The organism is Dactylosporangium salmoneum, assembly GCF_039532525.1.
Lineage (GTDB): Bacteria > Actinomycetota > Actinomycetes > Mycobacteriales > Micromonosporaceae > Dactylosporangium > Dactylosporangium salmoneum.
Genome location: NZ_BAAARV010000068.1, coordinates 12,238 through 35,286 on the forward strand (window position 1 = coordinate 12,238; position 23,049 = coordinate 35,286).

Here is a 23,049-nt window from a genome sequence, read left to right on the forward strand (position 1 = left end):
GTGCGGGGTCAGGCTTCCTTGAGCGCGCCGTGCAGGAAGACGTCGACGAGGTCGGCGGCGTCGATCTCCGGGCCGAGGTGCCGGCCGCGGCTGAACATGAAGCCCAGGAACACGTCCGTGGCCGTGGCGACCGGCAGCCGCAGCCGGTCCGCCTCGGGCTCGAAGAGCTCGGCGACGGCCGCCTTCGTCGCCTCCTGGGAGGCGTTGCGGTCCAGGCCGGCGGCGCGGGCCTCCTCCGGGTTCGGCCGGCGGCGCTGGTGGCCGGACGCGTGCAGGGCGCCGATCACCGAGCCGATCCGGCCGAGGTGGGCCTGGAGCGCCTCGGCGGCCTCGACGAGCCGGTCGGGCAGGGGCTGGTCGAGCGAGATCGAGCCGAGCTCGCGCAGCACGTGCGCCGGGTCGAGGGCGCGCACGATGACGGCCTGGATGAGCTCGTCCTTGTCGGCGAAGACACGGAAGACCGTGGCCTCGCCGATGCCGGCGGCCCGGGCGATCTGGGCCGTGGTGACCGCGGCGCCGTGCTCGGCGACCAGCGGCAGCGCGGTCTGCAGGATCATTTCGCGGCGCTGCTCGGGGTCCATGCCCGGGGCGCGGCGGCGGGGTTCTGTCATGCCGCCAACGCTACGGAGTGAGGACTCACTCCGTCAAACGATATCGATCGGGGTGCTACGCCTTCGGCGCCTCGAAGACCAGCATGGCGTCGGCCGGCGGGGCGCCGTAGATCGAGACCACCGTCTCCTCGTCGAAGCGGGACTCGTCGGCGACGTTGACGAAGTCGCGGATCGCGGTGCCGGTGCAGTACGTGTCGGCGAGCGGAGCGCCGCGCCGGGCCAGCACGTCCGGCACGTGCACGGTCCGGAAGTCGATGCTGTAGCGGGCCAGGCCAGAGGTGTTCGGGGTCGAGCGGTGCAGGTGGGCGCCCGAGAACATCAGCACCTGGCCCGGCGCGGGCAGCGCGACGAGCTCGTTCGGCGGGTTGTGCTCGTACGCGCCCGGGCGCACCTGGGCTTCGGTCTTCACCGAGGCCGCGGTGGTGAGCCGGCCGATGTTGTTGCGGTAGTAGTCGAAGTCGCCGGAGTTGTTGTCCACCGGGGCGTTGAACCGGTCCAGGTCGAAGGACATCGCGTTGGTCTCGCGCACCGGGAACACCGGCAGCCACCAGTTCAGCTGCTGGTTCGGGGCGGAGTACCACACGTCGCGGTGCCACGGGAACGCGAAGGCGACGCCGGTCGTCAGGTGGCCGACCGGGAACGAGGTGCGCGGCTTCGGCACGTCGAAGTGGGTCTCGGACGCCTTGAAGCCGATCTCCTCGATGATGCTGCGCACGAGGGCCTTGGACCGGTCGCTGTGGATGAAGCGCGGCTTCCACGGGCCGAGTAGCCGGGCCATCTCCTCGGGCTCGATGAACTCGTGGGCGTGCTCCGGGTCGTGCGGCGCGAACAGCTCGGTGAGCTGCTCCCGGGCGTACTCGACCAGCTTGGCCACGGAGGGCAGCTGCGTCATCACGAGCAGGTGACCGTCGTAGAGCTTCTGCCGGATCTCCTCCGCCGAAGCCGGCGGGTCCACGTAGACGGCCATGCGGTACCTCCCAGGATGACGACGACGCAGAGCCTAGGGATTCGGTCCTGGTCACGGTAGCCCGGCACTGTCGGCTACCCGTCGTTTCACCAGGATTCCGGCTGTACGGTCAACCCTCGCACTGGCCCGAACGGTCACCCCCGCCATCCGGCGAACGCCCGGCCGTGCGCTTCGGTCCGGTCAGCCGTGTTTGACGGCGTACATCGCCGTGTCGGCCTCGCGCAGCAGCTCGTCGGCCCGGTCCGGCGAGCCGTGCGCGACGCCGATGCTGGCCCGGATCGACACGATCGTCGCCTCGATCCGCACCGGTTCGGCGAAGGCCGCCTGCACGGACCGCACCGCGTCCGCCGCCTCGGCCGCGCCGGCCCCCGGCAGCAGCACGGCGAACTCGTCGCCGCCGAGGCGGGCCGCCGTGTCCACGGGCCGCAGGCAGTCGCGCAGCCGGTCCGCGACCGCCCGCAGGAGCGCGTCGCCGGCGTGGTGGCCGTGCGTGTCGTTGACCGCCTTGAACCCGTCGAGGTCGATGATGAGGATCGCCGCCGTGGCGCCGGCCGCCGCCAGCCGCTCGGCGAACAGCGCCCGGTTGGCCAGGCCGGTCAGCGCGTCGTGCGTCGCCTCGTGCCGCAGCCGCTCCTGGAACGCGACCACCTCGGTGATGTCGTGCGCGTTGTAGACCACGCCGCGGATGCCCGGCACGTGGGCGAGGTTCGTGGCCACCGCGGACAGCCAGCGCACCGTGCCGTCGGCGTGGCGCACCCGTAGCCGCAGCGTGGTGCTGGTCCCGGGCTGCTCCAGCACGCCGGCCATCCGCGCCCGCAGCCCGTCGCGCTCCTCGGGCACGGCCAGCTCCTCGACCGGCCGGCCGACGACCGCGGCGACCGGCACGCCGAGCGCCCGCTCGACCGCCGGGCTCGCGTAGGCGACCACGTGGTCCGGCCCGGCGATGACGGTGACGTCGGAGGAGTGCTGGACCAGCGCCCGGAACCGTTCCTCCTGCTCCGCGAGGGCCCGCAGGCTGCGGTCCACCGCGCCGAGCAGCCGGGCGTTGTCGGTGAACGCGATGAGCTGCCGGGACAACACGATGGCGGTGGCCAGCACGACGCCGGCCACCACGCCCCACTCGCGGGCGCCGAGCCGGACCTCGGCCAGCGCCACGACCAGCAGCGCGACGGCGGCGGCCACGCCGGCGTACGGGATCAGGCTGAACGGCCGCGCCCGGCGCCGGACCAGGATGTCGGGGTCGGCCCGCAGCCCCACCTCGTTGATCCGCGGTACCGCGGCCAGCAGTACGCACGGCACCAGCCGCGAGAGCATCGCGACCTCGGGCCGGGCCACTTGCACCAGCTCGGGGGTCAGCCCGGTGCTGAGCCCGACGAGCACCCCGGCCACGCCGGCGCTCCACCCGGCGATCGGGGTGAACGGCATGTTCCGCCCGAGGATCAGCTTGACCAGGCCGAACGCCCCGGCCAGGCTCGCCCCGGCGGAGGCCAGCGGCAGCAGCAGCGTGGCCGGGCTCTGGTGCGGGTCGACGGCGGGGGAGAGGTACCACACGAACACCGAGGTCGCGACGAGCACCGCGCCCGCGTCCAGCACGAACCGCAGCCGCTCCCGCCCGGCCGTGCGGGTCGGGTGCAGCACCATGGCGAGCAGGCAGACCAGCGAGCCCAGCGTCACCAGCGCCGACTGCAGCGCCGAGCCCTGCACCATGCCGGCGACCGGGGTGGCGAACGTCTGCGCGCCCTGCACCGCGTCGGCCACCGTGAACAGCACCGCGCCGGACGCGATGAGCCGCCAGAACCGCCGGGTCGAGCCGGACACCCCGGGCAGTGCGCTCATCCGGGCCGACATCACCGCGAACACGACGTCGAGGAGCACCTGGATCGGCCAGAACAGCGCGAGCTTGGCGGCCCCGCCGTCGCCGGGCATGAGGTACCACACCGCGCACGCGGCGGCGAGGACGAGCAGCGCGCGCAGCACCGGGTCGCGCAACAGCACGCCGGTGGCGGCTGGGGCTGTGCTCACGCCGTGTACATCGACCGTTCTGCCGGGGACCTGAGACCGGGAAAAACCTGGTACTCATGTCACATGACGGGGACATCGTGGGACGAACTTCCGGGCCTGCACGCGGTCGTGGTCGTCCGGGACGGCGAGCTGATCCGGGAACACTACGGCTCGGGTGAGGACCACTCGTGGGGCGACGCGCTGGGCCACGTGCGGTTCGGCCCGGACACGCGGCACGACATCCGCTCGGTCACCAAGAGCGTCACGGCGCTGCTGTACGGCATCGCGCTGGCCGGCGGCCGGGTGCCCGACCCGGCCGAGCCGCTGCTGCGGTACTTCCCGCAGTACCCGGACCTGGCCGCCGACCCGGCCCGGGCCGCGCTGACCGTCGGCCACGCGCTGACCATGTCGCTGGGCCTGGAGTGGCGGGAGGACCTGCCGTACAACAGCCCGGCCAACGCCGAGATCGCCATGGAGCTCGCGGAGGACCGCTACCGCTACGTGCTGGAGCGCCCGATCGAGCGCCCGCCGGGCACCCACTGGGCCTACTGCGGCGGCGCCACCGCCCTGCTCGGCAAGCTCATCGCCGACGGCACCGGCCGCACCCTGCCGGACTTCGCCCGCGAGACCCTCTTCGCCCCGCTCGGCATCCCCGCCTTCGACTGGCTGACCGGCGCCGACGGCGTCGCCTCGGCCGCCTCCGGCCTGCGCCTGGCCCCGCGCGACCTGGCCCGCGTCGGGGAGGTGGTGCTGGCCCGCGGCGCGTCGCTCGTCCCGGCCCAGTGGATCGACGCGATGCTGCGGCCCCGCCTGAAGACCGACTGGGGCGCCGGTTACGGCTACCAGTGGTACATCGAGCACGTCGCCGGCCACGACATCTACGCCGGGGCGGGCAACGGCGGCCAGCGCCTCTACGTCGTCCCCACCCGCAAGCTCGTCGTCGCCGTCACCGCCGGCAACTACGACGACCCGGACCAGTGGCGCACCCCGCTGACCGTCCTGGAGTCCATTCTGGACGGTTAGCGGGCGGAGTGGCCTGCTGATGGGAGAGCGGACGGGTGATCTCTGCCCAGTTCGCTCGCCCGCGCGGCCTTGCGGCAGTGCGGTTCGGAGCTGTCAGACCACGTCGACGAAGTTCCGCGCCGCGGGGCGGATCGGCTCAGGCCACCAGGATCAGGGCGGTGAGTGCCACGCAGCACCAACCGAACCAGTCTCCGAGTCGACTGTAGACGGTCGTGGTCGCGGCGAGTGGAACCGTGGCATCGACTGCCGCGCCCTTCGTGGTGTCGGCCTCGATGACGATCCGGCCGAACGCGTCGCTTACCGTGGCCCGGCCGCTGCGGGCAACCCGCGCCACCGCGACGCCCGACTCCACGCCTCGCACTACCGCCATGCGGCTGTGCAACCAACCGTCACTCACGAAGTCCCACGCCGGAGCGAGCAGCAGCTGCGCCCCGCCACGCCGGTAGGCGCGGACCAGCGCGGGGAAGTCGAGATCCTTGCAGATGAGCACGCCCAGGCGCCGGTCGCCGGGCAGGTACCGCAGGTCGCGACCCGGGCGGTAGGCGGCCTCCAACCCCGGTATGAGGTGGTGTTTCTGATACACGCTCGGCGGGTCTCCGCCGGCGCCGAGGACCGCCGCGATGTTCGCCGGCGCGGTCTCGCTCAGGCGGGCCACGCCCACCACGACGTCCACGCAGAGGTCGGCCGCCGCCCGTGCGAGAGGCTGCAGCTGGTCGGCCATCCGGACTTCGTCGGCGGTAAATATCACCTCGGGCAACACGATGACATTCGCCCCGCGGCCGGCGAGCAGACGCACCTTCTCGACGTACTGCGACATCAGCGCCGCGCCTTCCGGCGAGTCGATTCGCACCGGCCCACCGGACTGCTCGACCGCGGCCAGGCCGACGTGCACCTGCTCGCCGAGCGCGGCACGCCGGCGGCGCCGGAGGGCGTACCCCGCGAGTGCGGCGACTATCGCCGCGGCGGCGAGGAGCACCGCCACCCGTTCGCCGCCCGTGCCCGCCGGCGCCGTCACCGCGGCGGCGACGCTGGACGGCAGCGCGAGCAAGGCTGTTACGCCCCAGATCCCGGTCAGCGAGGCCACCTGCGTGACGGCCGGGACGTCCGCCTGCGAATATGCCACACTCCACCACGCGCCATGCGGGGATCGGAGCCCCACCAGGAACTCCATCGCCACCCACGCCACGGGCGGGGCCAGCGCGGCCAGCGCCAGGTGACCGCCGACGAGGTACGCCCGCGCAAGCGCCACGATGGCCGCTACGCCCACGCAGCCACCGGCGAACCGCACCGCCGCCAGGAGACGGGGAACTTCCACGTCACGGGTGTAGTACGACCAGAGCCCGAGCTGGCCGATGAGCCAGGCACCGGCGGCCACGCCGACCGCTGCGAACCACGGCACTCTCGGTGCGAGCACGAGCAACGGCAGCGGCGCCGCCCAGGCAGCGATCGCAACCGGCCGGAGCCCTGCACCCAGCCGAAACAGCCAACCAGATGTCGCGGTGACCGCCACACACGCGGCGACCTGTCCGATCTCGACCCAAGTGGACATGGACGTTGATGGTATCGGTGCGAACCGATACGCGAAGCCCCGGACGGCAGCGCATGGCGCCGGACGACGCACCAACCCAGGGTGGAGGCGGTTCTAACCCCGGGTCGATGTGATCAGCGTGGATGGCGGCGCAGCCTGAGGTACATGCGGGTCATATGGAATCTGTTCATCAACGTGGCGGCGCCGGTCGGCATCTTCTACGGGCTGCGGGCGGGCGGGGTCGGGCAATGGTGGGCGCTGACGCTCGGCGCCGTGCCGCCCGCCGTCGTGGCCGTCTGGGGGCTGGCGCGCAAGCGGCGGGTGGACGCGCTCGGGGCGTTCACGCTCGCCGTGCTGCTGCTCAGCGTCGGGGTCTCGTTCGTGACCGGTAGCCCGCGGTTGCTGCTGGCGAAGGACGGCTGGCTCACCGCGGCCGGTGGGGTGTGGGTGCTGGCCACGCTGGCGCGGACGCCCTTCTACCTGCAGGCGATCCGGGCGCTGACGGCCGGGGCGATCCGGGAGCGGGCCGACGCGGCGTGGCGGGACTCGGCGCAGTTCCGGCACACGATGCGGGTGGCCACGGCGATCTGGGGCGTGGGGCTGGTGCTCGACGCGATCGTGCGGGTGGTGCTCGCCTACACGCTGCCGGTGGACCGGGTGCCGCTCGTCAGCGGGCTGCAGTACGTGGTCGTGTTCCTCGGCCTCGAGCTCGGCAGCCAGATCTACGTGCGGCGCACCGGCAAGGACGCGTTCAAGGAGGAGACAGCATGACACGGGTCGTACTGGTGACAGGCGGGGCGAGCGGCATCGGCGCCGCGGTAGCGCGGCGGTTCGCGCGCGCGGGCGCGGCGGTGGTCGTCGCCGACGTGGACGAGGGGCGCGGGGCGGCGGTGGCGGCCGAGGTCGGCGGCGTGTTCGTCCGCGCCGACGTGCGCCGCGAGGAGGACAACCTCGCCGCGGTGGCGGCCGCCTTGGCGCTCGGGCGGCTGGAGGTGGTGCATCTCAACGCCGGGGCCGGGGGGTCGCCGCTGACCGCGGACGACTTCGATGTCGAGGGCTACCGGCGGGCCGTCGCCGTGAACCTCGACGGGGCCGTGTTCGGGCTGCGGGCCGCGCTGCCGGCGCTGGTGGCGGGCGGCGGCGGGGCCGTGGTGGTGACCTCCAGCATGGCCGGGGTCGCGCCGGCGCCGTTCGATCCGGTGTACAGCGCGACCAAGCACGCCCTCATCGGGCTGGTCCGCTCGGTGGCCCTGGCGATGGCCGACTCCGGGGTCACGGTCGACGCGGTCTGCCCGGGCCTCATCGACACGCCGCTGCTGGACGAGCTCCGGTCGCACGCCGAGCAGCTGGGGCTCGCCATCGCGGACCCGGACCTCGTCGCCGAGGCGGTCGAGACCCTGGCCCGCGAGCCGGGCTCCGGCCGCGCGTGGGTGGTGCAGGCCGGAAAGCCGTTCACGCCGGTGGACTTTCCCGCGGTGGAACTGAGCCGGGTATGAGCGGGTCCGCGGTATCGGTCGGCGCCGCGCTGGACGTGCGCGACGCCGATCCGGCGCACGGACAGCGCGAGCCTGCGCGGCGCCGCCCCAACCGCGGATAGCGCGAGCCTGCGCGGCGCCGCCCCAGCTTCACCGCGGACAGCGCGAGCCTGCGCGGCGCCGCCCCAGCCTCACCGCGGATGGCGCGAGCCTGCGCGGCGCCGCCCCAGCCTCACCGCGGATAGCGCGAGCCGCGCGGGGCGGCGTGCACGCCCGCCGGGCTTCCGGGGAGGCCGTCCAGCAGGGCCTCGAGCCGCTTCACCATCGGGTCGTCCGCGTCGGCGTCGTAGTCGTCCGGGCGGGTCCCGTCGCGGCCGGGGCGCACCCGCAGCAGCCGCAGGACCAGCGTGCCGAACACGGCGACGAACAGGTTGACCAGGAGGGCGACGATCCCGGCGTACAGCGGAATTCCGTCGATCGTCGTCATCGATCCGCCGAAGTGGGCCTTCACGACGGTGCCGCCCGGGCCGAGCTGCGGGATGTCGTAGAGCAGCGCGACCCCGACGCCCAGCCCGGCGGCCAGGCCGGCGATGAGGGCCAGGCGGTGGAACCAGTTCGTCACCAGGCCGATGAACCCGGCGGGGATGGTCTGCAGGATGATGACGCCGCCGATCAGCTGCAGGTCGACCGAGAACGCCGGGTCGAGCAGCAGGATGCAGCCGACCGCGCCGAGCTTCACCACCAGCGACGTCCACCGGCTGACCCGGGCCTCCTCGGCGGGGGTGGCCGCCGGGCGCAGGAAGGCACGGTAGATGGAGCGGGTGAACGCGTTGGCCGCCGCGATCGACATCACCGCGGCCGGGATGAGCGCGGCGATGCCGAACGCGGCCAGGGCGATCCCGGCCGACCAGGGCGGGAACAGGCGGTGGAACAGGTGCGGCATGACGGTGTTGAGATCGTGGCCGACCGGGGTGACGCCCTGGGCGAGGGCGAAGAACCCGAGCATCGCCATGAGGCCGAGCACCGCGCAGTAGATGGGCAGCGCGGCCGCGTTGCGCTGGACCGTCGCCCGGTCCTTGGCGGCGAGCATGGTGGTCAGCGCGTGCGGATAGGCGAAGATGGACAGCGCCGAGCCGACCACCAGCGAGATGTAGGCGGCCTGCCCGGACGAGCCGCCGAGGAGCAGCCCGTCGGTCTTCGACGGCGTGGCGGCGAAGTGCTCACCGGCCTTGCGGAAGGTGTCGGCCCAGCCGCCGGACATGGCCACCACCAGCAGCGCGGCCACGACCACCCAGCCCAGCAGGACGTCCTTGGCGATGGACAGCAGCGCGGGCGCCCGCAGGCCGGAGCGGAACGTGCACAGCGACACCACGGCGACGGCGGCCAGCAGCGGCCACTCGCCCGGCATGCCGACCTCCCGCAGCACCGCGCGCAGCGAGCTGAGCTGCACGGCGATGTACGGCATCGTGGCCACGATCCCGGTGACCGCCACGAGGCCGCCCAGCCCGCGTGAGCCGAACCGGGCCGCGGTGAACTCGCTCGGCGTCACGTACCCGTGCCGGTGCGCGACCGACCAGGCCCGCGTGGTGAAGATGAACGACAGCGGCGTCGTGATGGTCGCGAACGGTACGGCGAAGAAGCCCATCGCCCCGACCCCGTACGTGAGCGCGGGCACGGCGACGAAGGTGTAGGCGCTGTACATGCTCCCGCCCAGCAGGAACCAGGTGGTCCAGTTGCCGAACGCGCGGCCGCCGACCCCCCACTCCTCGAGGTTGTGGATGTCCTGCGGCCGGCGCCAGCGCGCGGCGCCGATGCCGAGCAGCAGCATGGCACCCATCAGGGCGGCGAAGACCGCGGTCTCGGTCACCGCCCGGGGTCCCGGTTCGCCAGATGGACGCCCGTGAGCACGGCGATGGCCAGGGCGATGCAGGCCATTTGGTACCAGTAGAAGAACGGGATGCCCCAGACCATCGGGTCGGCCCGGTCGTAGAGGGGTGTGAGCAGCGGGGCGACCGTCGGAATGGCCAGCAGCCAGTAGCCGGAGCGGGCGCGACGCGCGCGCGGTGCCATCGGATCCTCCTCCTTGCGCAGGGCGGACCGATCGGGCACGGCGGGGCCCGGGGTGTGATCGGCTCGCCAGGGGAAGTGCGGCGTGGATCAGCGTGACCGCGATGATACTGGCGAGTAACGATTACTGAGGGTCTCGATTTGGCCTCAGCGCGTCCGCCCTGGTAGGCGTTGGCGCCTCCGGCGCAGCCAGAACCAGGCGAGGATCGCGGCCATGGCGAGGGCCTCGGCGGCGGCGGTCGCGGCGGCCGCCCCGAGCGGGCCGAAGCGCGGGATGCCGATGGCGACGGTGACCGTGAGGATCCCGGCCAGCACCGCGATGGCCTTCGTCGCGCGGCCGTACCGCCCGTCGCCGATCCACGTGGCCAGCAGCCCCCGGGTGACCGCCATGAACGGCAGGGCCAGCATGAACAGCGTCAGCCAGCCGGCCGCCTGCCGGTGCGGCAGCGACAGGATCGTGCCGGTCAGCCACGGCGACAGCACGGCCACCACGGCCGCCATCGGCACCGCGCAGACCAGCGCCACCGCCACCGAGAAGCCGGTCGAGTGCTGCGAGCGCTCGATGCCGAGCCGGTCGCGCGCCCGGGCCACCATGGGCACCTGCAGCGCCGACTGCAGCACCCCGCCGATCGCCTGATAGGCGGTGACGACCGCCCCGAAGCTGCCCATGACCGCGTGCGGGGCGAAGAGGGACAGCACCAGCGTCGGGGAGCGCACGACGTACAGCTCGGTCACCGCATACCCGAACAGGTTGCCGCCGGACCGGAACGTCGACAGCGCGTCGCGCAGCGAGAGGCGCCGGAACCGGCCGCGCCGCAGCGACCCGTCCGCGCCGAGCATCATCTCGCCGACCGCGAGCTGCACCAGCCCGGCGGAGGCGAGCGACACGGTGAGCGGCACGCCGGCCAGGACCATGAGCAGCGAGGCCGCCTTGCTGCCGCACATCAGCACGGCGCTGGCGAGGAAGCGCATCCGCCGGCTGAAGTCGGCCATCTGCAGCTGGGCCAGGCCGTTGCCGAGCACCACCACGCCCGACGCGGCCAGGGGTGCCACGCCGTACCCGCGGTGCGCGTAGAACCACGTGACCGCCACGGCGCCGAGCAGGATGGCCGGTACCACGACGAAGGCCCACTGGCTGCGTACGAGCGCGCGCTCGTCCTCGGTGCCGTTGAGGTACAGCAGCGCCGAACCGCCACCGGCGATGATGAGCACGAAGGCCAGCGCCGAGGTCATCACCGGGTAGGCCTCGATCTCGGCGTGCTGCCCGAAGGCCGAGCACAGCGCGAGCATGGCCGCGCTCAGCAGGCCGTTGACGACCACCGAGCCGCCGGCGATCGCCGAGTTGCGGGCCAGGGCCCGGCGGTCCGCCCCGGGCGGCGCGTCCGGGACGACCTCGGGCACGACGACGGCGTTGGTCTCACTCATCGAGCCGAACTCTACGCGGCGGCAACCCCCGTCCTTGGTGGTCACAAATATTGCACCAGCAGTGCCGAAACCGGTACGGTCGCCTGGTGTTCAAGGTGGACGTGCCACCCGGGCTGATCGGCGGCGACGTCGACGAGGGTTACGGCCCGGTCGCCGACGAGTTCCGCCGCAACTTCGCCGAGCGGGGCGAGGTCGGCGCCGCCTGTGCGGTGTACCGGGACGGGCGCAAGGTCGTCGACCTGTGGCCATCGCGCGCGCCTACGGCGAGGCGGCCACCGGCGCTGCTCGCCGCCGCGCAACACCGGGCCTGACCCGATCGGCCGGCGCCGGGCCGGGCTCGGCGGCGCAGTGCCCGGCCGGCGCCGGCGATCACCGTCGTGGCCAGGACCCAGCCCACGACCATGATCAGCACGGCGACCGCCTTGTCCGGGCCGACCGGGTCCCAGGCCCGCTCGTGGCCGAGGTCCACCAGCGGCACGAGGAGGTCCAGGGTGTACAGCAGCGGGTCCCACGTCGGCGCCTCGCCCGGCTTCACCGGGTGCAGCGGCCCGCTCCAGGCGAACCAGGCCGTTCCCGCGCCCAGCACGGCGACCAGCCAGAGCAGGGCGCGGGCCGGGTGGTACCCGAAGCCGATGGTGACGTCCTGCACCGCGCCCCAGACCGCGCCCAGCCGCCCCATCGCCCGGTGCCGGAGCCGCTCGCGGACGCGCAGCACCTCGCGGGACTCCTGCTCCCGCCCGTCCCGGCGCAGCGCCGCGGCCAGCTGGTCGTACGGCCCGGGGGAGAAGCCGGTGCCGCGGCGGGCCATCCAGTCCAGCCGCTGCCGGGCCGTCCACTCCACGGTGTCCCCGGAGCGGCGGCTGATCCGGTCGTACGTCAGCCCGGCCAGCTCCACGCGGCACCCCTGCGGCCACCCGGCCGGATCGTCGACCAGCCGCCCGGCGCGCGCGTCGCGCAGCGAGACGATGCCGGCCGACGACGGCGCCGGGCGCAGCGTGAGCATTGCGGTCTGGGCCTCGATGAGCAGCAGCGCGTAGTCGCCGGGGTGGCGCAGGACCGCGCGCTGCAGGACGATCGCGGCCGTCGCCCGCAGCCCGATCATCATCACCATGCCGTCGGCCTCCAGCTCGTGGCCCCACACGCCCCCGCCCACCGTGACGCCGCTGGCCGACAGGGCCGGTCGGTCCGGCTTCGGCGCGCGAAAGGTCGCCTGCGCCACGTTGAGGTCGCCGGCGATGCGGGAGCCGTTCAGCTTGAGCCCGGCGGCGTACGCGGCGCCGTGCCCCACCTTCGCGTCCCCCTCGATGACGGCCCGCTGGAGGTCCACCGCCCCGCCGAAGCGCGTGCCGGTCAGGTCGAACGCCCCGCCCACCCGGGCATGGTGGAACCACCCCTCGCCGTGCACGGTGGCCCCGCGCATGCCGAAGAACCGGCGCACGCGCAGCGACTCGGCGTCGATGCCGGGCAGCTCGCACTCGTCGAGGTTGACCGAGCCGAGGTCGGCGTGGTCCAGCACCAGCGGCTTCTCGAACACGCAGCCGCGCAGCCGCAGCGGCGGGTCGACCCGGGCCCCGGTGAGGTCGAGGCGGCCGGTGATCCGCGCGCCGGTCAGGTCGACCCGGGCGGTGCGGCCGGGGCGGGGCGGCGGGCCGGCCAGCAGCAGCTCGGCGATGACCTCGGCCCGGACCGCGCCGGTGCCGCGCAGGTCGAGCGGCGCCCCGGCCCGGAACGCGGCGCGCAGGGCCCGCTCGGCTCGATTCCACATGCGTTGATCTATACCAGCCTCGATGCCGGTCCGGTTCCACGCGAATCGCGCGAGCCCGGTGAAACGGGACGAACGACGTTTTGGTGGTGGCGGGTGTCGGCGGGCGCCGACGGGGTAGCGACGCAGGCATGCGCGACATCGAGGAGCTGCTGGAGGAGCTGTACGCCGGGCAGGAGCGCATCAGCCGCAGTGAGATCTATCGCCGCGCGGTCGCGCTCGACCTGCCCGCCGGGGCGGCGACCGCGTTGGAGGCGCTGCCCGAGGGTGACTACGCGCAGGAGGAGGCCCTCGAGGCGCTCGCGATCGAGCCCGCCAGCCCGATCGGCGTGCCGGGGGCCGCGCTGTCGGAGCCGGATCTCACCCGGGAGCTGCGCCACCTCCACGAGACCCGGGAGGACGCGCTGCGGCACGCCCCGGAGCGGGCGCTGGCCAACCACGACGACCGCACGGCGGAGCTCGAGGCCGAGTACCTACGCCGGCACCCCGAGCGCGAGGTCGATCCCCGCCGGCTGCGCCCGTCCGAGGCTGGGTGACCGCTGCCTGGAGGTACGGGGCCGGCCGGCTCCTCGACAGCCTCGGCGGTCAGGGCCGCGCGCGGCGGGCGGCGCCGACCAGCAGGCGGACGAACAGGCCCACGTACACCAGGTCGAGCACCATCTGCACGAGCACCGCGAGCTGCGCCGCATCCGTCCTGGGAACGATGTCGCCGAAGCCGGTTGTGGTGAACACGGTCGTGGCGAAGTACAGGCCGGCGACGTGCGACAGTGGCGCCCCGAAATCGCCGTGGTGGGACAGCCACACGTAGACCGACGCGAACGGCACGATCAGCATCGGGAACGAGCCGGCCAGGATGCCCAGCGCCCGCAGCCGCGGATGCTCGGCCCGGGGCATCGCGCGCAGCTCCCGGACCACCAGCGCGAGCACCAGCGCGACCGCGGCGGCGGCGGCCAGCAGCCCGGCGGGGGACAGCGGCCGCTCCAGCGGGGCGATGAGGTACAGCGCCAGCAGGCCGGCATCGACCAGAACCGCCAGCAGCACGCCGCCCACGGTAGCGGCCGCCGGGGTGGCCGGCCCTCACTCCCGGGAGGTAGGGGCATTCCACAGTGGATCCCCGAGAGCGCGGACATGGGATCTTTGCTCGCCGCCAATTCGCCTTAAGCGGTCATTATTTCTCGGTTCGGTACCGAATCATCGGATGAAATTTCTTGACAAACGCATCGATGTCGGCGAAATTCTGAGGGCACACACGCAGGTGCGATCGGCGCGCTCCTGTCCGCGCCGAAAGGAAGACCCATGAGTCTCACACGACGACAGGTGCTCGCATCGGGGCTGGCCGCCACCGGCCTCGGGGCCGTCGGGTACCTCACCACCGGCACCGCGGAGGCGGCCAGCGCGCCCGGCGACGTGGTCGGCAAGATCACCGTCGGCTACCAGGGCTGGTTCGCCTGCCCGGGCGACGGTGCGCCGATCAACCAGTGGTGGCACTGGAGCCGCAACGGCGGCCAGCCGCCCTCGGCGGGCAATACCACCATCGTGTCCTGGCCCGACATGCGCGAGTTCACGAAGAGCTACCCGACCGCCTACGCCAACCTCGGCAACGGCCAGCCGGCCAAGCTGTTCTCCTCCTACGACCAGCAGACCGTCGACACCCACTTCAAGTGGATGCGCGACTACGGCTGCGACACCGCCGCGCTGCAGCGGTTCAACCCGGTCGGGGGCGAAGGACCGACCCGCGACGCGATGGCCGCCAAGGTGCGCTCGGCCGCGGAGGCCTACGGGCGCAAGTTCTACATCATGTACGACGTCACCAGCTGGACCAACATGCAGTCGGAGATCAAGACCGACTGGACCACCAAGATGTCGGCGTACACGTCCTCGTCCGCCTACGCCCGGCAGAACGGCAAGCCGGTGGTCTGCATCTGGGGCTTCGGCTTCAACGACGCGGGCCGGCCGTTCGCCCCCGGCCCGTGCCTGGACGTCGTCAACTGGTTCAAGGCGCAGGGCTGCTACGTCATCGGCGGCGTGCCGACCTGGTGGCGCACCGGCGTCAACGACTCCCGGGCCGGCTTCCTCGACGTGTACCACGCGTTCAACATGATCTCGCCGTGGATGGTCGGGCGGACCGGCGACATCGCCGGCCTGGACTCGTACTACAACAACGTCAACGTCGGCGACCAGGCCGACTGCAACGCCCGCGGCATCGACTACCAGCCCTGTGTGATGCCCGGCGACCTGTCGGCCGGCGCCCGCTCGCACGGCGACTTCTACTGGCACCACATCTACAACATGACCCGGCTGGGCGCCCAGGGCCTCTACGTGTCGATGTTCGACGAGTTCAACGAGGGCAACCAGATCGCCAAGACGGCCGAGAACGCCTCGATGCAGCCGGCCGACTTCGGCCACCCGGCGCTGGACGCCGACGGCGTGGCCTGCTCGTCGGACTACTACCTGCGCATCACCGCCGACGGCGGCAAGATGTTCAAGGGCCAGACCCCGCTGACCGCGACCCGCCCGACCCAGCCGATGGGCGGGACCACCACCCCGCCGCCGACGGGGGCGGTCGCGCTGCGCTCGCGGGCCAACAACCTGTTCGTCACCGCCCGGGACGCCGGCAACTCCTCCCTGCAGGCGACCGCCGCGGTGGTGGGGGCCTGGGAGCAGTACGACCGGATCGACCTCGGCGGCGGCAACATCGCGCTGCGGGCCCGGATCAACGGCAAGTACGTGTGCGCCGAGAACGCCGGCGCCGCCGCCCTCATCGCCAACCGCACCGCCGTCGGGCAGTGGGAGACGTTCCGGCTGGTGAACAACCCCGACGGCACGGTCAGCCTGCTGGCCGCGGCCAACGGCAACTACGTGTGCGCGGAGAACGCCGGCGCCGCCCCGCTCATCGCCAACCGCACCGCGATCGGCCAGTGGGAAAAGTTCGACCTGGTGGCCTAGCTAGGTTGTGTCCGGTGGCCGCGGCCGGCACCGTCCACGGGGCGCACGGCGCCGCAGCGGCGCCGCGGACGGTGAGGAGCCGGCGACGGCGCGCAGGTGCACCGGGTCGAGCTCTGCGCCGAGGCGATCCGGCTCGCCCGGCTCCTGCACCGCCTGCTCCCCGCCGATGCGGAGGTGGCCGGCCTGCTCGCCCTGATGCTGCTCACCGACGCCCGCCGGCCCGCCCGCGAAGGGGCCGGCGGGTGGCTCGTGCCGCTCGACGAGCAGGACCGGACCTTGTGGGACGCCGCGCTCATCGCCGAGGGCACGGCGCTACTGGACGCGGCCGCGCGGCGCGGGGCGGCGGGGGAGTACCGGCTGCAGGCCGCGATCGCCGCCGTGCACGACCGGGCGGCGAAGGCCGAGGACACCGACTGGCCGCAGATCGTCGCCCGCTACGGCGTGCTGGGGCGGCTGACCGGGCTCGGCACCAACCACTGAATCGCGCGAACCATGCACGAACGCGCGGACCGGTAAACGCGCTGGCCATTCCTGGAGTGCGCCGGCCGCAAATCGTGCAAACCACGCCTGAGCGTGCGAACCGTCAAATGCGCGAACTATGCGAGCAATACGCGGACCAATGATGGGACAGTGGAGTCCGCGATCTGGTGGCACGATGGTCGCCGTGCGGGTACGGGGGCTGCTGCGGGTGCTGATCGCCGGGCTGGCGGCGGTCCACGTCGCCGGCCAGATCGCGGGGGCGCCCGTGCCGTGGACCGGCATGGTGACGATGCTGGCCCTGCTGGCGTACGCCTGGATCGCCACCGACTGGCCGACGCGGATCGGGTTCGCCGCCCTCGCCCTCGCCGCCGTCTCGGTCGACGCCCGGTGCTCCGTCGACGGCTGGCCGCTGGGCCTGCTCGAGGGCCCCGACGCGGCCCACCGCACCTTCGAGGGCGGCCTGGCCCTCACCGGCCTGGCCTGGCTCGCCGCCGGTGCGGTCCTGCGCCGCCGCCGGAGCATCCGCAGGCCGGCCCTGGTCGCCGGCGTTCTGCTCGCCCTGGCCGGGCTGCTGTTCGTCGGCTGGGCCCGGCCGGACCGGACGTCGACCCTGACGCGGCAGGCGAGTGGGTCCTGGGTGCCGCACACCTCCACGCCGGGCGTGGTAGCCGCCGGAGCCGTGCGGCTGGAGATCCGGGCGGAGTCCTCCGGCACGGGCACGCGGGCCAATTATGTCCAGACGGTGGTGCGCGATTTCGACGTACCGCCGCGGCATTTCCGGTTTTTCGGCTCTTTCGACGTGTGGGACGAGCGCTTCTCCTGGGAGGAGGTCGCGCCCGCCGTCCCGGCTATGCTCGTGTTCGCCTGGCTGGCCGGTCTCGCCGCCCGTCGCGCCGGGCCGGAGGATTGTTTTTACACGTAATTCGGTGAATTTTCTATAGTGCAATTGTTTGCTTTGGTCAATGTAGGATGACGCGGGTGGTTACAGCGTTAGCTTCTGCGGGGAAAGTGCGGTCGTACGACTACACGCACAAGGCCAGTGCGGCCGACGTTCGCTGCTACTACGTCGTGCATCCGTCGTCGCCGCACGGCGAGTGGGCCCTGGAGGCGGTGCTGCGGCCCGCGTTCCGGGCGCTGCGGGCCGACTACGGGATCGTCGCCGTGCCGCTCGAGTTCGGCGACGTGCCGCCGGTGCGGCCGGACGCCGTCACGTATCTCGTGTACGGCCCGACCGATCCGCTCGCCATGTCCTCCGCCGAGCGGGAGTACCTGTCCGCGCTGTCCGCCGAGGGTGTCCGCACGAATGTCATCTCCGCCTACGCGCTGACGCCGTCCGGCGCGGACCGGCCCGGCTACGAGGCCGCCCGCACGGTGGTGCCGGCGCTGTGCGACGAGCTCGGCATCAACGCGCTCTACCCGGACGAGATCGACCTGGTCCGGGGAATCCGGACCAACACCTGGCAGGACGTGTACGTCAACGCCATCGGCGAGACGATCCGGGTCAAGTACCAGCCGACCGAGAGCCTGGAGTCCGACGACGCTCTGGTGCGGGGGCGGCTGCGGCGCGAGCACGCCGCCGACGTGGCCGAGCTGGCCCGGCTGCACCGCGAGTTCCATCTGTGGCAGCGCAAGCCCTACACCGACGGCTCGATCATGTTCCCGCACGACGGCTACTGGTTCGTGTCGCAGACCATGACCGACAAGACGCTCATGACGTCGGACGACTACGACCTCATCACGTCGTTCGACGAGGGGCTGCGCGGCATCACCTACACGGGCCCGCGGCTGCCCAGCTCCGACTCGCCCGAGTTCCTCATGCTCAGCAGCCTCATGAGCATGCACGGGCGGCGGCCGCGGCTCATCGTGCACTTCCACCACCGGGAGCTGACCCGCGGGCTGCGGTACCGGGACCTGGTCACCGACACGACCATCGAGGCCGGGCGGTTCGCCGCCGGGCGGCTGTTCTTCGGCGAGCTGCGCCGCAAGGCCACCGACTGGTTCATCATTCGCGAGCACGGGATGGTGTGGGTGGGCAACTCGGTGGGGGAGTTCGGCGCGTTCGTGTCCCGGGTGGTGGGCCGGCCGTGAGGCTGCCGTTCTCGTACCGCCGGGCCCGCAGCAGCAGCGGCAGCGCCACGAGCTGCAGCAGCCCGGCGAGCACGAACGCCGCCGGGTAGTCCCACACGTCGGCCGCCCGGCCGAGCACCGGCTGCAGCACGACGCCGCCGGAGGAGCCGACCATCGAGTCGAACGACAGCACCGTGGCCCGCTCGCCGGCCGGGATCAGCCCGTTGAGGTAGGCCTGGCGCGAGGGGAGCACGCCGGCGGAGGCCAGGCTGTTGCCGGCCAGCAGCGCCATCGCGACCGACAGCCGCCCGGCCACGCCGAGGGCGACCAGCAGCGCGGCGTTGAGCAGCACGCCGGCGAGCAGGACGGAGACCCGCCAGCGGAACAGCGACTGGAATCGGTTGGCCAGCAGCCCGCCGACCATTTGCGCGGCGGCGGTGAGCGCGGCCGCGACGCCGAGCAGGCCGTAGGCGTTCCGGTCGCCGGCGAGGTCCAGCAGGTAGGGCTTCTGGACGAACGCCACGAAGTAGCCGGTGCCGGCGGCGACGCACGCGCCCAGCATGACCCAGCGCACGGCGGGCCGGTGCCAGCCGTCGCGGATCGAGGCGTCCAGAACCCGGCGCATCGCGCGCAGGGGCGGCCCGGCCCGGCGGGGCGTGAAGCCGATGTCGTGCATGAGCCGCCAGGCCACGACGGTCAGCGCGAGCACCAGCCCGGCCCGGACCAGGAAGGGTGTGCCGACGTCGGTCAGCTGGGCCAGCCAGGCCCCGGCCAGCGAGCCGGCGAGGGTGCCGACGCCGGTGCACACCTGGCCCCGGGCGAACACCGTCTCCAGCCGCCCGGGCCAGCGCAGGAAGTGCAGCGCGTCCACCAGCCACGCGTCGGTCGCGCCGGAGAAGCACGTGAACCCGGCGGCCAGCAGGAGCGAGACCGCCGCCCACACCAGGACCCCGGCGTGCACGTGCCAGGCCAGCCAGTACAGCAGCGTGGTCACGAACAGCGTCAGCCCGCCGAGCAGATAGGAGACCCGCCGCCCCCACGTGTCGGCGATGGTCCCGGTCGGCACGTCGAACAGCGCGTAGCCGAGCGTGAAGCACGCGTTGGCCGCCAGGGCCTCGGTGTTGGACAGGCCCGCCTGGAACATCAGCAGCGAGTTGATGCCCCAGACGAACGAGACCGCGAGCGCGTTGAGCGAGACCAGGGTGAGGTACGTGCGCCGCACGGTGCGGCTCGTCGCCACCATGGCCGCCAGCGTAAGCGGTGACGCAAACTTCGACGCAGAGCGATGCGTCGTGTCGGCTACGCCGGGACCGTGTCCCCGGCCGTGAGGCGGCGCAGCGCCAGCAATGAGCACAGCGCGAAGCCGAGGGCGTTGGCGGCGCCGTGGGTGGCGACCATCCACGACAGCGTGAGGTGCGCCAGCCCGGTCGTCCGGCCGAGCGCCCAGTCCAGGGCCAGGGCCATCGTCGCGGCCAGCACCGCCGCCGAGGTCAGGAACAGCGCCCGGGTGAGCCGGTCGGCCGCCAGCCGGGCGGTGTGCAGCGCGACCAGCCACAGCCCGCCGGTCAGCACCACCGCGCCGGCCAGCTCGACCGGGGCGCCGGTGAAGAATCCGGCCAGCACCAGACCGGTGCCGGCGGGCACGGCCAGGGCGGCGGCCCGCCCGCGCCCGTCGAGGCGGGCGACCAGGCCCGCGACGAGGGCGGCGGCGAAGCCGGCGTAGTGGAAGTGGGCCGCGGTGAGCGCCAGCACGTCGAGCTTGAAGCCGAAGAGGCGGTATCCGGACCGCTCGGCTACGAGCGCGGCGGCGGCGACCGCCGGGGACGCGAGCGCCGTGCACAGGGCCAGGCCGGCGGCCGTGATGCGCCGCACCGGCAGCAGCCGCGCCGGGATGCCGGCCAGCAGGGCGACGGCGGCCAGCAGGTAGGTGGCCGCGAGGGCCGTGGCCAGGGCGCCGCGGGGCAGCCAGAGGCAGATCGCGCCCGGCACCGCGCCGAGGTACCACCACCGGTGGTGGCCGCCGTCGGCGAGCCGCCGGCCGAGCGGCACCACCACGAGCATGCCGAGGGCCACCAGAACGTTCACCAGCGCGTGCGCCCATGCGGTCAACACCACGGCACTCCCCTTTGAACGTGTTCAAAGGAGAGCGTAGGGGATGAGTTGAACGCGTTCAAGTGATAATTCTCTGGACTGACTCCAGAACATTTTCTTGACTCACTCCAGAAAATTGGTCCAGACTTTCTCCCGTGCGCGCGACGTTCGACGCCGAGCCCTTGCTGCGCGGGGCCTGCCCTGCCCCGCGGCGGGCTGCCGTGACGTCGGCCGGGCCGCCGCCCACCCCTGTCTGACCGCCTTGTCCACCGGGGCTTTGCCCTGCTTGTCGCACCCGACCAAGGAACGATTCAGCTCAAGGAGAGCAACGTGGCATCTGAGAACGCGGCCGTCCGGTCCAACCGGGACTGGTGGCCGAACCAGCTGGACGTCTCGGTCCTGCACCAGAACCCGCCGAAGGGCGACCCGATGGGCGCCGGCTTCAGCTACGCCGAGGAGTTCCAGTCGCTCGACCTCGACGCGGTCAAGGCCGACATCACGGCCGTCATGACGACGTCGCAGGACTTCTGGCCGGCCGACTACGGCCACTACGGCCCGCTGTTCATCCGCATGGCGTGGCACAGCGCGGGCACCTACCGCATCAGCGACGGCCGCGGCGGCGCCGGCGCGGGCCAGCAGCGCTTCGCCCCGCTCAACAGCTGGCCGGACAACGGCAACCTCGACAAGGCGCGCCGGGTCCTGTGGCCGGTCAAGAAGAAGTACGGCCGCAGGATCTCCTGGGCCGACCTCATGATCCTCGCCGGCAACGTCGCGCTGGAGGACATGGGCTTCCAGACGTTCGGCTTCGCCGGCGGCCGCGAGGACGTCTGGGCGCCGGAGGAGGTCAACTGGGGCGCGGAGGAGACCTGGCTCGGCGACACCCGCTACAGCGGCGACCGCAAGCTCACCAATCCGCTCGCCGCGGTCCAGATGGGCCTCATCTACGTCAACCCCGAGGGCCCGAACGGCAACCCGGACGCGCTCGCCGCGGCCCGCGACATCCGCGAGACCTTCCGCCGCATGGCGATGAACGACGAGGAGACCGTCGCGCTCATCGCCGGCGGCCACACCTTCGGCAAGGCCCACGGCAACGGCCCGGCCGCCAAGGTCGGCGCGGAGCCCGAGGGCGCCCCGATCCAGCAGCAGGGCCTGGGCTGGAAGAACGCCCACGGCACCGGCAAGGGCGGCGACGCCATCACCAGCGGCCTCGAGGGCGCCTGGACCCCCACGCCGACCAAGTGGGACAACACGTTCTTCGAGACGCTGTTCAGCTTCGAGTGGCAGCAGACCAAGAGCCCGGCCGGCGCGACCCAGTGGACCCCGACCGACCCGGCGGCGGCCGACCTGGTGCCCGACGCGCACGACCCGGCCAAGCGGCACGCCCCGATGATGCTCACGACCGACCTCGCGCTGCGCGTCGACCCGGCCTACGAGGAGATCTCGCGCCGCTTCTACGAGAACCCGGACGAGTTCGCCCTCGCCTTCGCCAAGGCCTGGTTCAAGCTCACCCACCGCGACATGGGACCGGTCGCGCGGTACCTCGGCCCGCTCGTCCCCGCCGAGCCGCAGATCTGGCAGGACCCGCTGCCGGCCGTCGACCACGAGCTCGTTGGCGCCGACGACGTGGCCGCCCTCAAGGCGAGCATCCTCGCGTCGGGCCTGAGCGTCGGCGAGCTGGTCGCCACCGCGTGGGCGTCGGCCTCGACGTTCCGCGGCACCGACAAGCGCGGCGGGGCCAACGGCGCCCGCATCCGCCTCGCCCCGCAGGCCGAGTGGGAGATCAACGACCCGCCGCAGCTGCGCCGCGTGCTGGGCACCCTGGAGCGCGTCCAGCAGGAGTTCAACGCCTCGGCCGGGGCCAAGCGGGTCTCCCTCGCCGACCTCATCGTCCTCGGCGGCGCCGCGGCGATCGAGCAGGCGGCCAAGGCGGCCGGCCACGACGTGACCGTGCCGTTCACGCCGGGCCGCACCGACGCCGGCCAGGAGCAGACCGACGTCGAGTCGTTCGCGGTGCTGGAGCCGTCCGTGGACGGCTTCCGCAACTACCTCGGCAAGGGCCAGACCCGCCCGACCGAGCAGCTGTTCGTCGACAAGGCCCAGCTGCTCACGCTGAGCGCCCCCGAGCTGACCGTCCTCGTCGGCGGCCTGCGCGTGCTCGGCGCCAACGCGGGCCAGTCGCAGCACGGCGTCTTCACCGACCGGGTGGGCGAGCTGAGCAACGACTTCTTCGTCAACCTCGTCGACTTCGGCGGTACTGTGTGGTCGCCGGTCGGCGACGACGAGGAGCTGTTCGAGGGCCGCGACGCCGTCACCGGCGAGCTGAAGTGGACCGCCACCCGGGCGGACCTCATCTTCGGCTCCAACTCGGTCCTGCGCGCGCTCGCCGAGGTCTACGCGAGCGACGACGCCCAGGAGAAGTTCGTGGCCGACTTCGTCGCGGCCTGGGCCAAGGTCATGGACCTGGACCGCTTCGACGTGCGCTGAACCCCCGACCGTGCGGGCCGGCACGTTCCGGCCCGCACGGTCCACCTCGCGCGTCCCCCTGGGCTGTGTCAGGGCTCTCAGTGCCCGCGCGGTCCGCCTCGCGCGTCCTCCTGGGCTGTGTC

Annotated in this window: 20 protein-coding genes; 9 read left to right on the plus strand and 11 right to left on the minus strand. The window is 72.9% G+C overall.

From position 1 onward, the window contains the following. Positions 1-8: 8 nt before the first annotated feature. From ABD352_RS35010 to ABD352_RS35020, 3 genes are all read right to left on the minus strand, one after another. Complete coding sequence (locus ABD352_RS35010) at positions 9-611, minus strand: TetR/AcrR family transcriptional regulator (RefSeq protein ID WP_344616827.1); 603 nt, start codon at positions 609-611, stop codon at positions 9-11. A gap of 55 nt (positions 612-666) precedes the next feature. Then, on the minus strand, positions 667-1,578 hold the full coding sequence (locus tag ABD352_RS35015) for a phytanoyl-CoA dioxygenase family protein (RefSeq protein ID WP_344616828.1): 912 nt from the start codon (positions 1,576-1,578) through the stop codon (positions 667-669). Between the two features lie 180 nt (positions 1,579-1,758). Then, entirely contained in the window at positions 1,759-3,600 is a 1,842-nt protein-coding gene (locus ABD352_RS35020) for a diguanylate cyclase domain-containing protein (RefSeq protein ID WP_344616829.1), read from the minus strand. A gap of 63 nt (positions 3,601-3,663) precedes the next feature. Between ABD352_RS35020 and ABD352_RS35025 the strand changes: the two genes are divergently transcribed. Next, complete coding sequence (locus ABD352_RS35025) at positions 3,664-4,602, plus strand: serine hydrolase domain-containing protein (RefSeq protein WP_344616830.1); 939 nt, start codon at positions 3,664-3,666, stop codon at positions 4,600-4,602. Between the two features lie 136 nt (positions 4,603-4,738). Here the strand turns inward: ABD352_RS35025 and ABD352_RS35030 are convergent, their stop codons facing one another. Continuing rightward, a complete protein-coding gene (locus tag ABD352_RS35030; RefSeq protein ID WP_344616831.1) occupies positions 4,739-6,223 on the minus strand; it encodes a nitrilase-related carbon-nitrogen hydrolase in 1,485 nt (494 codons plus the stop codon). Positions 6,224-6,295: 72 nt separating this feature from the next. Here ABD352_RS35030 and ABD352_RS35035 point away from each other — a divergent pair, with 72 nt between their 5' ends. Together ABD352_RS35035 and ABD352_RS35040 are read left to right on the plus strand one after the other, a co-directional pair. Beyond that, positions 6,296-6,901 (plus strand): VC0807 family protein, encoded by a 606-nt coding sequence (locus tag ABD352_RS35035; RefSeq protein ID WP_344616832.1) that lies wholly within the window; start codon positions 6,296-6,298, stop codon positions 6,899-6,901. After that, the gene (locus tag ABD352_RS35040; protein ID WP_344616833.1) at positions 6,898-7,626 is read left to right on the plus strand and encodes an SDR family NAD(P)-dependent oxidoreductase; all 729 of its coding nucleotides are present in this window, start codon (positions 6,898-6,900) and stop codon (positions 7,624-7,626) included. The genes ABD352_RS35035 and ABD352_RS35040 overlap by 4 nt, the downstream gene beginning before the upstream one ends. Positions 7,627-7,837: 211 nt before the next feature. Here the strand turns inward: ABD352_RS35040 and ABD352_RS35045 are convergent, their stop codons facing one another. From ABD352_RS35045 to ABD352_RS35060, 4 genes are all read right to left on the minus strand, one after another. Beyond that, the gene (locus ABD352_RS35045) at positions 7,838-9,442 is read right to left on the minus strand and encodes a sodium:solute symporter family protein (RefSeq protein WP_344616846.1); all 1,605 of its coding nucleotides are present in this window, start codon (positions 9,440-9,442) and stop codon (positions 7,838-7,840) included. Positions 9,443-9,468: 26 nt separating this feature from the next. Further along, entirely contained in the window at positions 9,469-9,675 is a 207-nt protein-coding gene (locus ABD352_RS35050; RefSeq protein WP_344616834.1) for a DUF3311 domain-containing protein, read from the minus strand. A 144-nt stretch (positions 9,676-9,819) separates the two neighbouring features. Further along, positions 9,820-11,097: a lipopolysaccharide biosynthesis protein gene (locus ABD352_RS35055; RefSeq protein WP_344616835.1), complete on the minus strand. Its 1,278-nt coding sequence runs from the start codon at positions 11,095-11,097 to the stop codon at positions 9,820-9,822. A 139-nt stretch (positions 11,098-11,236) separates the two neighbouring features. Continuing rightward, complete coding sequence (locus tag ABD352_RS35060; protein ID WP_344616836.1) at positions 11,237-12,862, minus strand: hypothetical protein; 1,626 nt, start codon at positions 12,860-12,862, stop codon at positions 11,237-11,239. Between the two features lie 128 nt (positions 12,863-12,990). On the opposite strand from ABD352_RS35060, the gene ABD352_RS35065 reads away from it, so the two are divergent. Beyond that, on the plus strand, positions 12,991-13,395 hold the full coding sequence (locus ABD352_RS35065; protein WP_344616837.1) for a DUF6158 family protein: 405 nt from the start codon (positions 12,991-12,993) through the stop codon (positions 13,393-13,395). A gap of 49 nt (positions 13,396-13,444) precedes the next feature. On the opposite strand, the gene ABD352_RS35070 is transcribed toward ABD352_RS35065, so the two are convergent. Next, on the minus strand, positions 13,445-13,900 hold the full coding sequence (locus tag ABD352_RS35070; RefSeq protein WP_344616838.1) for an ion channel: 456 nt from the start codon (positions 13,898-13,900) through the stop codon (positions 13,445-13,447). Positions 13,901-14,155: 255 nt separating this feature from the next. Here ABD352_RS35070 and ABD352_RS35075 point away from each other — a divergent pair, with 255 nt between their 5' ends. The 4 genes from ABD352_RS35075 to ABD352_RS35090 all read left to right on the plus strand — a co-directional run bounded on the left by ABD352_RS35075 (position 14,156) and on the right by ABD352_RS35090 (position 18,373). Beyond that, positions 14,156-15,805: a lectin gene (locus ABD352_RS35075; protein ID WP_344616839.1), complete on the plus strand. Its 1,650-nt coding sequence runs from the start codon at positions 14,156-14,158 to the stop codon at positions 15,803-15,805. 96 nt (positions 15,806-15,901) lie between these two features. Further along, entirely contained in the window at positions 15,902-16,285 is a 384-nt protein-coding gene (locus tag ABD352_RS35080) for a DUF6596 domain-containing protein (RefSeq protein WP_344616840.1), read from the plus strand. 184 nt (positions 16,286-16,469) lie between these two features. Continuing rightward, complete coding sequence (locus ABD352_RS35085; RefSeq protein ID WP_344616841.1) at positions 16,470-17,207, plus strand: hypothetical protein; 738 nt, start codon at positions 16,470-16,472, stop codon at positions 17,205-17,207. 56 nt (positions 17,208-17,263) lie between these two features. After that, the gene (locus tag ABD352_RS35090) at positions 17,264-18,373 is read left to right on the plus strand and encodes a hypothetical protein (protein ID WP_344616842.1); all 1,110 of its coding nucleotides are present in this window, start codon (positions 17,264-17,266) and stop codon (positions 18,371-18,373) included. Here the strand turns inward: ABD352_RS35090 and ABD352_RS35095 are convergent. Together ABD352_RS35095 and ABD352_RS35100 are read right to left on the minus strand one after the other, a co-directional pair. Beyond that, a complete protein-coding gene (locus ABD352_RS35095) occupies positions 18,288-19,595 on the minus strand; it encodes an MFS transporter (RefSeq protein ID WP_344616843.1) in 1,308 nt (435 codons plus the stop codon). The genes ABD352_RS35090 and ABD352_RS35095 overlap by 86 nt on opposite strands. A 56-nt stretch (positions 19,596-19,651) precedes the next feature. Further along, positions 19,652-20,467 carry a YndJ family transporter gene (locus ABD352_RS35100; RefSeq protein WP_344616844.1) on the minus strand — a complete coding sequence of 272 codons (816 nt, stop codon included), beginning with the start codon at positions 20,465-20,467 and terminating at the stop codon, positions 19,652-19,654. Between the two features lie 285 nt (positions 20,468-20,752). Here ABD352_RS35100 and katG point away from each other — a divergent pair, with 285 nt between their 5' ends. Continuing rightward, positions 20,753-22,927 carry a catalase/peroxidase HPI gene (katG, locus tag ABD352_RS35105; RefSeq protein ID WP_425553790.1) on the plus strand — a complete coding sequence of 725 codons (2,175 nt, stop codon included), beginning with the start codon at positions 20,753-20,755 and terminating at the stop codon, positions 22,925-22,927. Positions 22,928-23,049 lie beyond the last annotated feature (122 nt).